At 58.0% G+C, this 14597-nt stretch carries 18 protein-coding genes; 1 reads left to right on the top strand and 17 read right to left on the bottom strand.

The genetic code is table 11. From position 1 onward, the window contains the following. The first annotated feature begins 352 nt into the window (after positions 1-352). Positions 353-661, top strand: a complete 309-nt coding sequence (locus OGR47_RS01730) for a hypothetical protein (RefSeq protein ID WP_165052673.1) — start codon at positions 353-355, stop codon at positions 659-661. 122 nt (positions 662-783) lie between these two features. Here the strand turns inward: OGR47_RS01730 and OGR47_RS01725 are convergent, their stop codons facing one another. From OGR47_RS01725 to OGR47_RS01645, 17 genes are all read right to left on the bottom strand, one after another. Beyond that, positions 784-1881: an EscU/YscU/HrcU family type III secretion system export apparatus switch protein gene (locus tag OGR47_RS01725; RefSeq protein WP_165052677.1), complete on the bottom strand. Its 1098-nt coding sequence runs from the start codon at positions 1879-1881 to the stop codon at positions 784-786. Positions 1882-1899: 18 nt separating this feature from the next. Continuing rightward, a complete protein-coding gene (locus OGR47_RS01720; RefSeq protein ID WP_165052681.1) occupies positions 1900-2910 on the bottom strand; it encodes a flagellar motor switch protein FliG in 1011 nt (336 codons plus the stop codon). 18 nt (positions 2911-2928) lie between these two features. Next, positions 2929-3207 (bottom strand): flagellar motor switch protein FliN, encoded by a 279-nt coding sequence (fliN, locus tag OGR47_RS01715; RefSeq protein ID WP_246729713.1) that lies wholly within the window; start codon positions 3205-3207, stop codon positions 2929-2931. 154 nt (positions 3208-3361) lie between these two features. Then, entirely contained in the window at positions 3362-4291 is a 930-nt protein-coding gene (locus OGR47_RS01710; protein WP_165052687.1) for a FliM/FliN family flagellar motor switch protein, read from the bottom strand. Then, entirely contained in the window at positions 4291-5160 is an 870-nt protein-coding gene (gene motA, locus OGR47_RS01705) for a flagellar motor stator protein MotA (RefSeq protein ID WP_165052690.1), read from the bottom strand. The genes OGR47_RS01710 and motA overlap by 1 nt, the downstream gene beginning before the upstream one ends. 85 nt (positions 5161-5245) lie before the next feature. Further along, a complete protein-coding gene (locus OGR47_RS01700) occupies positions 5246-5560 on the bottom strand; it encodes a hypothetical protein (RefSeq protein WP_165052693.1) in 315 nt (104 codons plus the stop codon). A gap of 337 nt (positions 5561-5897) precedes the next feature. Further along, a complete protein-coding gene (locus OGR47_RS01695) occupies positions 5898-6308 on the bottom strand; it encodes a hypothetical protein (RefSeq protein WP_165052696.1) in 411 nt (136 codons plus the stop codon). Between the two features lie 700 nt (positions 6309-7008). Next, positions 7009-7473, bottom strand: a complete 465-nt coding sequence (locus OGR47_RS01690; RefSeq protein ID WP_165052699.1) for a hypothetical protein — start codon at positions 7471-7473, stop codon at positions 7009-7011. 21 nt (positions 7474-7494) lie between these two features. After that, positions 7495-7854, bottom strand: coding sequence for a hypothetical protein (locus OGR47_RS01685; RefSeq protein WP_165052702.1), 360 nt, complete (start codon positions 7852-7854; stop codon positions 7495-7497). A gap of 83 nt (positions 7855-7937) precedes the next feature. Beyond that, positions 7938-8483 carry a chemotaxis protein CheD gene (locus OGR47_RS01680; protein ID WP_165052705.1) on the bottom strand — a complete coding sequence of 182 codons (546 nt, stop codon included), beginning with the start codon at positions 8481-8483 and terminating at the stop codon, positions 7938-7940. Further along, a complete protein-coding gene (locus OGR47_RS01675; RefSeq protein ID WP_165052708.1) occupies positions 8483-8869 on the bottom strand; it encodes a response regulator in 387 nt (128 codons plus the stop codon). Before OGR47_RS01675 ends, OGR47_RS01680 begins: the two co-directional genes overlap by 1 nt. Further along, entirely contained in the window at positions 8860-9909 is a 1050-nt protein-coding gene (locus OGR47_RS01670) for a protein-glutamate methylesterase/protein-glutamine glutaminase (protein ID WP_165052711.1), read from the bottom strand. The genes OGR47_RS01675 and OGR47_RS01670 overlap by 10 nt, the downstream gene beginning before the upstream one ends. Continuing rightward, on the bottom strand, positions 9906-10697 hold the full coding sequence (locus OGR47_RS01665) for a protein-glutamate O-methyltransferase (RefSeq protein WP_323809333.1): 792 nt from the start codon (positions 10695-10697) through the stop codon (positions 9906-9908). The genes OGR47_RS01670 and OGR47_RS01665 overlap by 4 nt, the downstream gene beginning before the upstream one ends. 138 nt (positions 10698-10835) lie before the next feature. Further along, positions 10836-12992 carry a chemotaxis protein CheA gene (locus OGR47_RS01660; protein WP_165052717.1) on the bottom strand — a complete coding sequence of 719 codons (2157 nt, stop codon included), beginning with the start codon at positions 12990-12992 and terminating at the stop codon, positions 10836-10838. A 13-nt stretch (positions 12993-13005) separates the two neighbouring features. Next, entirely contained in the window at positions 13006-13371 is a 366-nt protein-coding gene (locus OGR47_RS01655) for a response regulator (protein WP_165052720.1), read from the bottom strand. Between the two features lie 11 nt (positions 13372-13382). Continuing rightward, positions 13383-13679 carry an STAS domain-containing protein gene (locus OGR47_RS01650; RefSeq protein ID WP_165052723.1) on the bottom strand — a complete coding sequence of 99 codons (297 nt, stop codon included), beginning with the start codon at positions 13677-13679 and terminating at the stop codon, positions 13383-13385. A gap of 25 nt (positions 13680-13704) precedes the next feature. Further along, positions 13705-14178: a chemotaxis protein CheW gene (locus tag OGR47_RS01645; protein ID WP_165052726.1), complete on the bottom strand. Its 474-nt coding sequence runs from the start codon at positions 14176-14178 to the stop codon at positions 13705-13707. Positions 14179-14597: the final 419 nt, after the last annotated feature.

Genomic DNA, 14597 nt, shown 5'->3' with positions numbered 1-14597 from the left:
TGAACGCGGCCTCGCTTTCCAAATGCCCCCGCCGCGAATGGCGCGATCTCCACCGAGCTACCCGCAAGCGCGGGGTTTTAGGCATGCACAGCTTGATGCCAGATACGTCGAGTATTACGACGGTGCGACAGATTGCATCCGGCAACGCGCCGAGTGTAAGCTCGACGCACAGCTTCGGGAACGGTCACCCGCGACTCGACATAACACTACCGCTTGTTTTACAATGTAAAAATCGAACTGTTTAAGTTATTCTTCACTAAAGTCAGACATAATCAATACATCCGAGGGTAATGAGGCCAGTCCAACGATGGGTAGAGCGAATCAGGTCGGCACAGCGCCAAATACTCCTGCTATGCCGACGATTGAAGAGTGTCAGCGGCTGCGCGATCCACTTCGTGGCCAGCTGGAATTACTTGATTACGATATTCGGAACGCCGTTGCGCGCGGTCTGAGCGATATAGAGGCGAATGGCAAGGACGATATCCTGTTTATGAACGCCTCTGTCACTGTCCTCCTTTCCATCGCGGCGCGCATCTTCCAAAGAGCGACGGACTGCGACGACGCCCAGAACACCGAGCAGTGTTTTGTCCTAGGGGCGCAAGATGCGATTGGATGGGCTAAGACGCGTCGGCTTCGCTATAGTGTCGCGGGAGAGGGTTAGCAGACGCCCCTCGGCGCCAAGCCCTGCTTGGCTGGCGCCGGCGGGCTGAAGCTCGCCGGACGCGGTTGTCTTTGATCTTGCTCGAGCGCTTCGCAGGTCAGACGTTCATCGACTTGCTGCGCTCATCTCATGCGCAAATCGCCGCTCCGCCCCTGCGCACCGCCGCGGGTCGATAGGAAGTGGATGAGCTCGGCGATCGGACGGAAGAATTCCGGGGGGATCATCCGATCGACCTCGACAAAGTCGTACATCGCTCGAACCAGCTCTTTCTTTTCAAACACCGGGATCTGATTCTCCTCCGCCACCTGACGGATCTTCAGGGCGATAAGATCCTTGCCTTTCGCCAGGACAAGCGGCGCGCCGCCCTCTTCCCTGACATATCGTAATGCGATCGCAAAATGCGTGGGGTTGGCGATCACGAGGGTGGCGCGCGGCACGGCGTTCATCATCCGTTTTCTCGCGCGGCTTTGCGCAAGCGAGCGCATGCGCGCCTTCACGAGCCCGCCGCCTTCCGCCTGTTTGATTTCCTCCTTGAGCTCATGACGGCTCATGCGCAGATCGCGACGCCATTTGAAGCGCGTCCACGCCCAATCGGCGCCCGCGAGCAATCCGCCGACGATGCAAACCACGCTTGTGAGGTGCAACAGGATGGTCAGTATCAGCTCCGGCGCCAATCTCGGGTCGGTGCGCATCGCATTCACGAGCGTCACACGGTCGACCATCAAAGAAAAGCCGAGGCTGCCGGAAAGAATCACTATCTTGGCGGTCGATTTGAGAAGCTCGACCAGCCCGCCCACGCCGAAAAGACGTTTCCAGCCTCGAATAGGCGAAATGCGGTCTAGGTCAGGCGCAATCCTGTCGAAGACGACACGCGGCCCGCCCTGGATGAAGGAAGCTGCGATCCCCAAACCCGCAATAAGCCCGAGAAAGGGACCGAGGAAGCTGAGCGCCTCGCCGCCCACATAGGCGAAAAACTTTGCGAGGTCCTCCCCGGTCGAAATTCGGACAGTGCCCGCGTTTTCCAACAAAAGAGCGAGCGACCGCGTGAGATGCCCCGTAGAGGTTCGGTAGATGAAAGCGAGGCAAAGAAACAGGCCAAGGAAACCCGCGAAGGTTGAAACCTCCTTTGAAACCGCCGTTTGGCCCCGCTCGAGGGCGTCGCCAATTTTCTTCTCTGTCGGCTCTTCGGTTTTGGAGTCTGCGTCTTCGCTCTCGGACATCGCCGACTGCCTTCCGCTTTACGCGGCGCTTTCGCGCAAGTCGACGACCCCAGACTCGGACAGTTTCAGCACCGTTTCCGCAATGGCGCGCTGCGCCTTGATAATCTCTCGCCGCGGCGGCGGATCGCCGGCTGTAAGCTCGGCCTCGACCATGCGCCGCATGCGTGCGGACAAGGATGGAAGTATGGCGCTGCGCAAGCTTTCGTTCGCCCCGCGTAGTGCGATAATCAGACGATCCGTCGGAACTTGATCCAGCAAAATGGCGCGCGCACGAGGGCTCAGCGACGGAATATCCTCGAAGGTGAACAGCATCCCCTTCAGATCTTCGGCGATCGCCGGCTCGGTTTCCGCGACCGCCTGCAATATCTCCTCGATCTGATTGCTGTCCATCTGGTTGACGATGGCGGCGACCTTTCTGCTCGCCCCAGTCGAGGAGCTCGAGGCGCCGGCGCCCATCAGATCGTCTTGCAGCGCCGCCTCCAGCAAACGCAGAGCGGAATCGGAGATCGGTCCCGACGTGAGCATTCGGCGCATCACGTCGTTGCGAACCGAGCTCGGCAAAAGCGCCAAGAACTTTGCGGCGACCGCCGGATCGACCTTTGACGCGACGGCCGCGATGGTCTGCGGATGCTCCTTGGAAAAATACTCTGCGAGAGTCGTCTCCGGGATTGTGGAGAGCCGCCGCCAGAAGTGCTCGTTCGACTTGCCGAGCACCTCCGACATGATCTCGGCCACCTGCTCCTCCGGCACGACGCCCATCAGCAAGGCCTCGGCCTGCCCCAGCGTGCCCATCAGATCCGCCCCATCCATGGAAAGCTGCCCAATCAAATCCTCGATAAGCTGCTCCATTACCGCCGCGGGCACGGTGCCGAGACTCGCAGCGACTTTGGCGATTCGCCTCAGCTCGACTTGGTCGAAATGCTTGAGCAGCCGCTGCGCAACGTCGCGATCGAGCGCGAGCAAAATCGCCGCGACTTTTTCCGCGCCCGCCAGCGGTCTCGAGGGAAGCCTCGCGAGAGAGCTATCCATGAAATCGTTTCACCGGTTCTATTGTTGCAGAGCACTAAGATTGGGATCGCGGATTTCCGTCAGGGAGACGCCAAATCTCGTGTTATCATCCTCGATAACGACCACCTCACCGCGGGCGATTTCCCGGCCGTTGATCATGATTTCGACGGGATCCCCGACCCGGCTGTCGAGCGGTATGACCGCCCCGCGCCCGAGATTGAGAAGATCGGCCACAGGAAGGGTCGTCGAGCCCACGACGACTTGCAGCACAACGGGGATCTGCAAGATAGTGTCGATCTTCGGAGCGCCCGGGCGCATGTCCGTTTCGTGGGCTTTGGCGGCCGCAGGCGCCGGCTCGGCCATGTCCTCCATGCCCAACTGCTCGAATTGTTCGATGCTCTGCGGATCCATTATCGGTTTCTCACTTTTCCAGACCGCGCCTCTCCATGGGACGGCGCCGCTTTGCCAGGCGTCACGATTGATCGATGATCCTGTTGATGAACTCCTGCTCGCCATCGATCTTTTCCTCGATGCGAACCGTGTAGAATCCTTCCTTCTGTCCGAGCTCGCAATTGAAGAGCGGACGTGAACCGTTCCTCAGCGGGATCAAGCTCGTCGGAGAGAAGGGAAGAGCAATAAGCTGGCCAACGTGGAAACGCGCGACATCTCCCAAGGTCAGCCCGCGCTTTTCCATTACAGCTGAGACTTTCACGCTCGCCCGGACGACCTGGTCTCGAAGATTTTGCGCCCAGGCCGCGTCTTCGACGTTGCCATTGGCGTTAGGAGTGCGTGACAGAACGTCGTTATACGGGTCCAGTGCGATGCGGGGGATTGCCAAAAAGGCTTCGCCCTGACGGCCCTGCGTCTGGAGAACGAATTTGCAGACAACGATCGCCGCGCCTTTGCCGGCAAGCGCAAACCAATCGAGCTCCGGCTCCGTGGACTCCAATTTGTACGACACGTTGACGATATTCGAGAAGGGCGCCTGAAACGAGTCTATCAAGGAGGTTATCGCATATTCGACGGCCCGCGACTCGACCTTCGTGAGCCCATGATCTCGACGATTGAAAGGAATGGAAACGCTTGATCCAAAGAGCAAATCTACGAGCATCAGCGCGAGATCGACATTGATGCCGACCGCCACCTTGCACCGAAGCTCAGGCGCCTGGAATACACTCGCGACGGCGGGGCCGGCGTCTTTGGCGTCGCCGACCCGAACGGCGAGCACGTCTTTGACTTGAAAATCGACGTCGGCGCCGGTCGTCTCGGAGATCGCTTTTTCGAAACGTGTGGCGGCTTCGTCGAAGATGGCGCGAAGGACCGGGAGACGACCGACCGTCGCGACGCCATTTGCGACCAGCGGCGCGCGGCCCGCAGGCGGCCTCGAAAGATCGACCGACATTAAGCGGCCCCCTTGGCTGCGCCGTTCATCGCCTCGCTCTCCACCTCGTCGATCGAGGGGCGGTCATGAGAGGGAATGGATTTGCGGCCATGCTCGATCGCCACTTGCGGAAGCGCCCCATTCATGAAGGCAAGCAGCGTCTGCTTTACGATCAGATAGACATGACATTCTTTTGTCCGCGCCACTTTCACCTTGAAGGCGAGGGGCGTGACGATCCCGTAAGAGACGAAAATGCCCGCGAATGTTCCAACCATGGCCGCGCCGATGAGGCCGCCGAGCAGCTCCGGCGACTGATCGAGCGCGCCCATCGCTTTGATCACGCCAAGAACGGCCGCGACGATGCCGAGCGCCGGAAGGCCGTCGCCCACCGCCGTCAGCGCATGATAAGGCTTCAGGCGGTCATATTTGATTGCCGAAATCTCCTCGTCCATCAGATTTTCGATTTCGAACGTGCGAACATTGCCGATGATATAAAGTCGGCAATAATCGCAGATGAAAGCGGTCATCTCCGCATTCTTCAAGACTCCCGGAAAGGCGTTGAAGATCGCGGACTCCGATGGAGAGTCGATGTGAAGCTCGACCTCATTGCGCGCCTTGCTGCGGATTTCACGCAATAAAGCGTGCAGCAGTCCGAGGACGTCGAGGTAGTCGCGCCGCTTTGGAACCTTGTCCAGCACAGCCTGGGCAATCGACTTGCCCGTGTCCAGAATGACCTTGGTTGGATTGGCGACGATGAAAGTCCCGAGCGCCGAACCGAGAATGATCACAAATTCCCAGGGCTGCCACAGGACGATCAGGTGTCCGCCGAGGGCTGCAAAGCCGCCTAACATGCAACCCATCGTCACAACGAGACCGAGCAAAAAGCTCATTGCGCAGCGCCCTTCATGTGTGCTTCCAAGCGCGCACACTAGGAATTTTGGCTTGCCCGGAACTGACAGCCTACAGCTGGAGCGCTCACTTGCCCGTGGGGTTCTCCGGCGCAAGCCCTAGGGCCTGGCCAATCTCGCCGGCGTCGGGGCAGAAGGCAGACATATATTGCTCCGGAATGTCGACCAGACTGACGATCACAACCCGCCCCTCGGGCGTGCGCAACGCGACCGGATTGCTGGTGGAGAGATTAGGACAGGCCCTTACGAAGGTGGAATATTTCTGTTCGGCGGCGTGTTTCTGCCATAGGCCGAAGGCCACGCCTCCTGCAAGGAAGGTCGCCGCCATCGTCAGCCATCTGGATTGACGGTCATTGACGCCGGCTTTCTCGATTATACTCATTCGCGCGCCTCTGAAACACATCCAATCCAAGCTACGAGCGCCAATCGATGGGCTAGCATGGACACTTAGACCTGCGTCGGCGCGCATAAGAGCGCTGCCGAAGCGGCGGTGCGTTTGCAGGGCTGTCAAATCTGAGAGGTCATGACGATTGTCCCATCTACATAGCTATTGGGACATCCGGATTACAACCGGGACCGGCAGACCGGCCTCATGCCTTGGATCCTTGATCCAATCTGCGGTGATCGGATCATAGACGGGAACTGCTTATGAAGATCTGAACCGGTTTCGTTAAAAAACCAATATTTTTATGCACCTTATGTGAAGGAAGCGATCTTCCTTACGAATCCCGCTTGGCGGCTGCCAGAACGGAATCGACCGTGCTCGACACAAGCGGCTCGCACTTTGCGCCGGAACGCTCGCGGCTGATCTGCGCCGCAACGCGGGCCGCGGCAATAAAAGCCGTTTCATCCAGAGGCCGACCCATCCGGTAGGACGAAAACTCCATCATGGAAGCGGCGATCGACAATACCACCGTCGCCGAGGCGCCGTGAACCAGACTTTCGTTTACGCCGTCGCGATGAGCGTCCGCGATGAGTCGATCATGGGCCATCTGAACTTTCTGCTCGACGATTTCAAGCTGATCCCTCAGATCGCGGCTCAGTTGCCTGCATTCAGAAAGAGAAGGCAAAACCAACTCTGAGCTTACGTCTTGTCGTGGTTCGGCGATCTGCAAAGCGGATTTTTTCATTGAGGGCTCCCACCGCGGCTGATGGCGCGATAAAAACTTCCTATCTGGACGTACAAAATGTTCTGCCTACGAAACCCGATTACTTGGAAACCGCGCAACGGCTCTCGCGGAGTCTTCCGTCGATTTGAACAAGCTCGCCTTTCAGAACGCCTAGTTCAAATTCCCGACTCTCCTCAAAAGGAGTGCCCAAAGGAGTTGGTATGCCGAGAGTGGTTGTTTGATCGGCCCGATAAAGTGTATCTTGGTAAAGATTAACGAAGATTAGCCGCTGGGTCAAGCGAGTGCGGGCTATCGCAAGTTCTTCACACGTCCGCCCGAATTCTGGCGGCGGATAAACAAAAATTGGCCCAATTGCAGATACTGGAGGTGAGCAACTTGCCAAGCACAGCGCCGCAGAAGCCATCACAAAACCCTGAAAACGCCGCATATTTCCTCCAGCGAAATAGAATGTCGCGCGCAAGCCTAGCGGCTGTGCCTTTTACCAGCGCGCGTATTCTGTGATCACCTGCAGCGAATACATACTGCCAAGCTTGGGGGAGAACTCGAGCCAAGCTTGGCCAGCGCCAACGCCCGCGTCCTCGCAAGGTGGAAATTGAAGCATCTCGCTTGTGTGGAACTTACAGCGATCAGCCGCCACCTGCCGGAGAACACTATAGCGGCCGCATGAAGGGGAGCGAATATAAACACCCCTCTTTTCACCTTATGGTTTTTTCGCGAGCCGGCTCGATTTCTTACCTTCGATCAGGCCGTCGATCCGCGCGTTAAGCTGCGCCATCACGCCGCAAGCTTCCCCGCTATCTTCAAGAGCGAGGCGGTCGGGATGAAAGCGCCAAGCGAGCTCTCGTCGTAACGCACGCAAATCCTCTAACGACAAAGCTCGATCATTCAACCGCACCATCAGTTGATGCAGCTCCGATGCAGTGAGTTTGAACTTTTTCTGTCCTACGGCCTTCGTGTGACATCGACCCGAGTCCATCGGCTCCGACGAGGCGTAAAACTTATTAGCCAATCGCGAACGGGCTCCGGTTAGCTCAGGCGATACAGAATTATCGAATTGAGTGACTTCCAATAGAGGCGCCAGACGAACATCCTCGTGGCTTGCAAAATTTCCGGCCTCGTTGGACCGACGCTCCACTTCTCCAAGGATATGCGCAAAATCCACCATGACAAACGCTCACTACGAACACTAGAAGATCTCCAGCTCCCCACTTGCATGGCTTGGGTGAGCATGGCCTTCGGGCGCCGACAAACGGTGTGCAAGCGCCGATAATTTCAGCTTCTGCGCCGCAGACCTTCCGATCACCTCCCACTCTGGCGGGACGATCTCTACCAACTCCACCAGAAAATGCGACAAGCTCGAAAGCCGCTGTTCGATAAGATCGATGGACTGGGCCTCTTGCAGAAACGCCTCTTTTTCTTTTTTTCCGGAGTCGTCTACGCTCTGAGCAAGTGAATGCAATCGATCGACGGATTGAGCAAGGTCTGTCAGCTCAGCCGATATCCGCGACAGAATTTCAGTAATTGGTTGCGGCGTGCGGCTAGGCATTATCATCCCCTTTCTGATACGCAAAAAAGTCCACTCTCGTTGCTGCACCGTTCGCCATGATCGATGGCTACATCGCCCTCTCTTCAAAACAGCTCGACAGAGCCCGCCGAAGACGGCTTGACGACTCGTTCGCTCAAAATCCTCGCGTCGTCGCCTCCCGAAAGGAAGATTTGCCGAGCCTGTCCGGTAACCGGAAAATATTCGATGCGCCGGCCACGCGTGCCGCCCAGCGCTTCTGCAACGATCTTGATCCCCTCGTTTATCAAAAACCTTTTTGCAAAAGCCGCGTTCTTCGCGCCGATGTCGGACAATCCCTCCATCATTCGAGCGCCTCCGAAGAGCTTGCCTTCCAATCTTTCACGCCGCGCGCCGCGCTTCAAAAGTCCATTGACGAGCAGCTCCATCAGATGGACGCCGGCTCTCTCGGCGTCTCCATTTCTGAAGGACTCCATATCGCCCGGGAGCAAGAAGTGGTTCATGCCGCCGACGCGCGCCTCGGGGTCCCGCAGACAGGCGGCGACGCATGACCCCAGAACAGTCGTCAACACGACCTCAGGATCATCAACGACTTGGTATTCGCCCTGAATGACGTGAATCCGCTTGCCGGGGCGCTGAATGGCGTGGCGCATTAAAATTTACCGATGATGGCTTCGAGCGCCTTCTTCAGCGTCGCGACTGTGAAAGGCTTGGTGAGGTAGTTGTTCACGCCCAATTTGATGGCGCTCTCGAGAACGGCGCGGTCGGAGCGACCAGTCAACATGATGACCGGAACCTTCTTCGTCGGCCCATACTCTCGGATCGCCTTGAGCAACCCCAAACCGTCAAGCTTTGGCATATTGACGTCCGAGATAATCAGATGCGCCGGGGTCGACATCATCATCTGAAGCGCCTGCTCTCCATCTTTCGCCAGCAAAATGTTGCGGATGCCCAATTCTTCAAGCCCGTCACGGATGAGCATCCTGCTGGTGTTCGTATCGTCCACGACGAGTACTTTGATTTGGCTGGCTATGGACATGACACCCTCGCTTTTGCCGCATTTGTTACCGCGACAATCCGCGGACCGATCTTGTGAAGCGGCAGCTGCGTTTCAACTGCGCCTATTTCATATGCCGCTCTGGGCATGCCGTAAACAATACACGTCGCCTCATCCTGGCCGATGGTGCTCGCGCCGGTGTTTCTTAGCTCCAGCAATCCTTCCGCGCCGTCGCGTCCCATTCCTGTAAGTATCACCCCGAGCGTGTTTGGTCCGCTGACCTTGGCGGCGGATCTGAAGAGCACATCGACCGACGGACGATGCCCGCTCACCGTGTCCCCCTCGACCAGCCTGCAAAGGGTTCGACCACGCTTTACGAGCTCGAGATGCGCCGATCCGCCTGGCGCGATCAACACACGGCCAACCTCCAGCGGTTCCCCGTCTTTCGCTTCTGCGACCGACGGCTTGCACGCACGATCCAAACGCGCAGCGAAACTCTGCGTAAATAGCGCAGGCATGTGCTGCACGACGACAGTCGGCGGGCAATTGGCGGGAAGCGCGGACAAAACCGTAAAGAGCGCGTCGACCCCGCCCATCGAAGATCCGATGGTCACGATCCGTCCGTCCGGAGTGAACGACTTATCGCTTGCGACGACATCCTCGACTCGAGATCGGACAGGAGGACCCATTGGCTTCGGCGCCGCGCCGATCTGCACAACCTTTTGCGCAAGATCGTCGAAGGAAGCCCTGTCTTTTGGCGATGGCTTGGCGATGCACTCCATCGCGCCGATTTCCATAGCCCGAATTGTCGTCGCGGCTCCACGCTCGGTCAGGCTCGAAATGACAACCACGCGCGTCGGGCGCAACCTCATGAGTCGCTCGAGAAACTCCAGCCCATTCATCTTGGGCATCTCGATGTCGAGGGTAATGACGTCTGGGTTGAGTTCCTTGATCGCGTCTCTCGCGGCGAGGGGATCGGCCGCCTCACCCACAACTTCGATGCGAGGATCGCGGCGCAGCGTCTCAGCAATCAGCGCTCTCATGCTACGCGAATCATCGACGACAAGCACGCGGCAGGTCATGCTTGGTCTCCCCGCAACTTATAGGTCGTCACGCCATCGACGACGAGCGATGCGGACGCGGGTCCATTCACGCGCTCCGAGTGCCCGATATAAAGGCGCGCATGGCGCGCCATCATCGGAATGAATCTCTGCCAGATCTTCATCTGGGTGGCCTCCTCGAAATAGATTACGACGTTCCGGCAGAAAATCGCATCGAACGGCCCCTTGAAGGGCCAGGAGCCAACCAGATTCAGCTCACGAAAAGCGATCAGCGAGGAAAGCTCTTCCGACGCGACCCACGGGCCTTTTTGCCCTTCCTCCAAGGGCGCAAACCAGCGCGACCGCATCGATGAAGGAACGGCGCTCATCGCCTCTGAGTCGTAAACGCCCGCCTTACCAGCGGCGATCATGTTCGGGTCGATATCTGTGGCCAGAATACGCACGTCATAATCAGCCGCGTCCGGCATGACCGACAAGACCGTCATCGCCATTGAAAACGGTTCCTGCCCATTCGAACAGGCCGCCGACCAGAGACGCAGGCGCGCGCCTTTGCGCACGGCGCCGGCCCGTTCAGACACAAGCTTTTTCAGGCTTTCGAAGTGATGGGGCTCACGGAAAAACTTGGTGACGTTCGTCGTCAGCGCAGCAAGCATTTTCTGACGCTCGTCGAGGCCGTCACGGCTTTTCACCAATTCGCAATAGTCGCGAAAACTTTCCAGCCCGAGCGCGCGCAAACGCTTCGCCAGACGCGAATACACGAGCGGCGCCTTGGCGTCGGTAAGGAAAATTCCGGCATCCTCATGCAACATGGAACAGATCTCACGGAAGTCCCGGTCCGTAAACGGAAAGGAACCAGAACCGGAAATCTGAATCTGTCTTTCAGGAATCGAAGCGCTCATCGAAACCGCCCTTAGCGTAGCGAAGCAGAGACGTGAAATGACGCGTCGTCATTCCGCCGCATGAAGGCTTTCCACGGCATCGCTGTCGGCGCGCAGACTGTTGATGATGCCGTCGACGTCAATGATGAGCGCCACCCTGCCGTCTCCGAGGATCGTGCCCGCCGCAATGCCAAAGACGCGTCCATAGTTCGCTTCAAGGCTCTTGATGACGACTTGGCGCTGGCCTTGGATCTCATCCACCAGGAGGGCGCATCTTCCGCCCGATTCCGATTCCGCCAACAAGGCCACCTGCGCCGTGGGATCGGCGAGGCTCGGGCGGTTGTGAAGCACTGCTCCAACATCGACCAGCGGAATGAACGCGTCCCGGCTCCGAATCAGACGCGTGCCCGACCCAATGAGATGAACGCTTTCCTTCTTAGGCTGCATCGTTTCAACAATAGCCGTCAACGGAACCACGAAGGTCTGATCGCCGATCGTCACGACCATCCCGTCAAGAACCGCCAATGTGAGCGGCAGGCTCAAGGAAAAGGTCGATCCCAGACCAGGGCGCGACGCGATAGATATGCGCCCGCCAAGCGCTTGAACGGCCCTTTTCACCACATCCATCCCAACTCCGCGCCCAGAAATCGCTGACGCGGTCTCGGTCGTGGAGAACCCTGGCGCAAAAATCAGATTGTCAATCTCCTCATCCGTCAGCAGGGCGTCGGGTGAGATGAGATTCTTGGATACCGCGATCTGCCGCACCCTTTGCCGGTTGATGCCCGCGCCATCGTCGGACACCTCAATGACGACGCGCCCCGACCTGTGCATCGCCGACAGTTTCAGCGTTCCCTCTTCGGGTTTACCTACGGCGATTCTCTGCTCTGCCGACTCGATCCCGTGATCGACCGCATTGCGAATCATGTGCGTCAAAGGATCGGTAAGTCGCTCGACTACCGTTTTGTCTACTTCGGTCGATTCTCCATCGGTGATGAGACGCACCGATTTCTTCGTGATCGCCGCCACTTCACGCACGACGCGGGACATCCGCTGAAAAATCGGCTTCACGGGTTGGGCGCGGATCGCCATCACGCTGTCTTGAATATCGCGAGTCAATTGCTCCAGCTCATCCAGCGCAATCATCACCGAAGAGGCGCGCGAAAGACCCGCCTCAGAGACGCGTTGAGATAAAACCGCCTGGTTTATCACCAACTCACCAACCAAATTGATCAAGCGGTCGACTCTCTCCAAATCGACGCGAATTGTAGGCTGCGGCGCGGGCGACGACGGCTCGGTCTTCCGAGGCCCTGCCGATGCCTGCGGCTGAGGCTGCGGGGTAGCTTCTGGAACTGCGAGGGCCGGTTGCTCGTCATTACTCGCAATAGGGAGCTTGGGCTCTTCCTCGTAAACCGCCGGCTCCTCCATGCTCTCGATCACGCTGCCGGGCGGCGGGTCGTCTTCTTCCTTGATCGAGAGGTCGCAATCGAACTCGACGAATTCGAAGACAGCTTGGATATCCGCGCGCGCGTCTTCCTTTGTCTCGAGTTCGGCCGTCCAAGAGAAATAGGCCCCTTCGGGGTCGAGCTCATCGAGAAAGGGCGTGTCGTCGGTATTGCAGGTTACACGGAGGGCCCCCAACTCTCCCAGCTCGCGCAACAACAGCAGCGCCTCGTTCCCTTTGGCGTAAAGCGCCGGACGCGGTTTGAAGTTTATGACGTAGCGGTGAGGCTTCTGCTCGCTCTCTTCAAAGTCTCCAAAAATGGAATCGAGGGAAATTGCGACTGGCTCGAATGCGAGATCAACGAAATCTGCCTCTGAGGCCGCATCGCCTTCGCTTCCTGCCCCTTCGCAGAGCGACTGAAGCTCTGCTTTTGCCGGAGCGACCTTATCAGGGTTGACGTCGGAACCCTCACGGGCGCCACTGACGAGGTCCGCAAGGACGTCCGACGCTCTCAGAAAGCAGGCGGCGACCTGCTGTGTCGCCTCGATCCGATTCGATCGCAGGAGATCGAGCGTCGTTTCAAAAACGTGCACGAACTCGACGAGATCGTCAAAGCCGAAGGCGCTAGCGCCGCCCTTGATTGAATGCACGGCGCGAAACACGGCGTTGACCGTCTCAGGGTCCCGATCGCCCTCATCTATCCTGATGAGGCCGCTTTCGAGCTCCGCGAGCTGCTCATCGCATTCTTGGAAGAACGTTTGCCTGATCGCCGCCATCGGATCCATGGATCATCCCCTATCAGGCAGTAACGCGACGGATTGCGTCGACGAGCTTCACTGGGTTGAACGGCTTCACAATCCATCCGGTCGCGCCGGCGCGGCGCGCGCGATCTTTCTTTTGATCGTCGCTTTCGGTCGTCAGGACAAGAATGGGTAGGGCACGATGCGTCTCGTGAACACGCACGTTCTCAATAAATCCAAAGCCATCCATTCGCGGCATGTTGATGTCGGTGATAATCGCGTCAGGACTTACGGTCTCGAGCACTTCCAACCCGTGAACGCCGTCCTCCGCCTGAACGACATTATAACCCGCGTCCGCAAGTGCGATGCGTAACATTTCACGCATCGTTCGAGAGTCATCGACAGTCAATATGGTTTTCGTCATCTTCGCTATTCCTATTCGCCGATCTTCCTGGTCGGAATGCCGAGTATCTCGAGGGCGCCAGTGAACGCGCTCGAGGGGTTCGAAAGCGTGAGAGCGACTCCGTCACGCGCCCATGTCTGCTGCGCGGAGACGAGAACCTGGGCGCATTGCGCACCGATCTTGTCGACTTCCGACGCGTCAATGACGAGGGGTCGGCCACGAAAACGGCCAAAATCGGCGGCGAGGGGCGCCGCCGCGCGAAGGTCGAGCGTTCGAGGGAGACTCAGGGTCGTGAACAATCCATTAGTCTCGTTTGAGATGTCGCTCATGTCAGGAATGCTCCGATCTTACATCTTAAGCCGCGATGGCCTCGTTCGACTCCGGAAGGAGATTCTTGATGATGAGAATGCTGATCACCTCGTCGTCAGTGGCCACAATACCTTTTATGAAGAGACGGGTCGGGTCGGCGCCGACCTCCGGCGCCGGCTGGATAGCCGACGGCGATAACATAAGAATATTGGAGACCGCGTCGACGAGCAGGCCGACAACAGCGCCTTCGTGCTGCAACACGATGATCGCATGCCTCGGCGTCGGCTCGCTCACCGGCAAGCCAAGTCTGGCCGCAAGATCGATCACAGGAAGAACGGCACCTCTGAGATTGATGACGCCGCGGATGTAGGATGGAACCTGAGGCAGTGGCGTCGCCGGAGACCAGCCCCGGATCTCCCGCACTGCGATAATATCAATGCAGAACGTCTGCTCGCCAACATGGAAGGCAATATATTCGGAGGGCTGCTGAGCGTTCGTTAGTTCGGCGGGGTTTTTCATAAGTCGAAACTCCTCACAACCTTCCAATTCGTGTTGTTCGAACGCCCGATTTGTCTAAGCGCCCGATCGATGACCACGCAGTGCGATTGCAGTTCTAACCCTAACCGCATTGCGCCGCCGGCCTGCGCCGCCTTCCCAATCATTCCCCGCCCATGAGACGCCTTCCGCTCGCACAGTAAAAACTGCCCATGATCGGGCATTGGCTAGCAGAAGCTCTCCGACGCACAGTATTATTGACAAAGAGCAAGCACGTTCGCTTGCCCAATCTTCCTACCGTGACGCTGAGGGATTTTTCGAGAGGGACATTCCGGAATAGACCGGAGGACTGGGGGCCGGCGTCATGCTGATCAACCCCGCCGCTTCGCGTTCGGGGTCTCCCCATCCCATATTAACTAATACAATCCGCTTAAAAATTTCTT

This window comes from Methylocystis sp. MJC1 (assembly GCF_026427715.1).
Classification (GTDB): Bacteria; Pseudomonadota; Alphaproteobacteria; order Rhizobiales; family Beijerinckiaceae; genus Methylocystis.
Note: the sequence above shows the minus strand (reverse complement) of the source record. Positions and strands in the feature narration are given on the sequence as shown.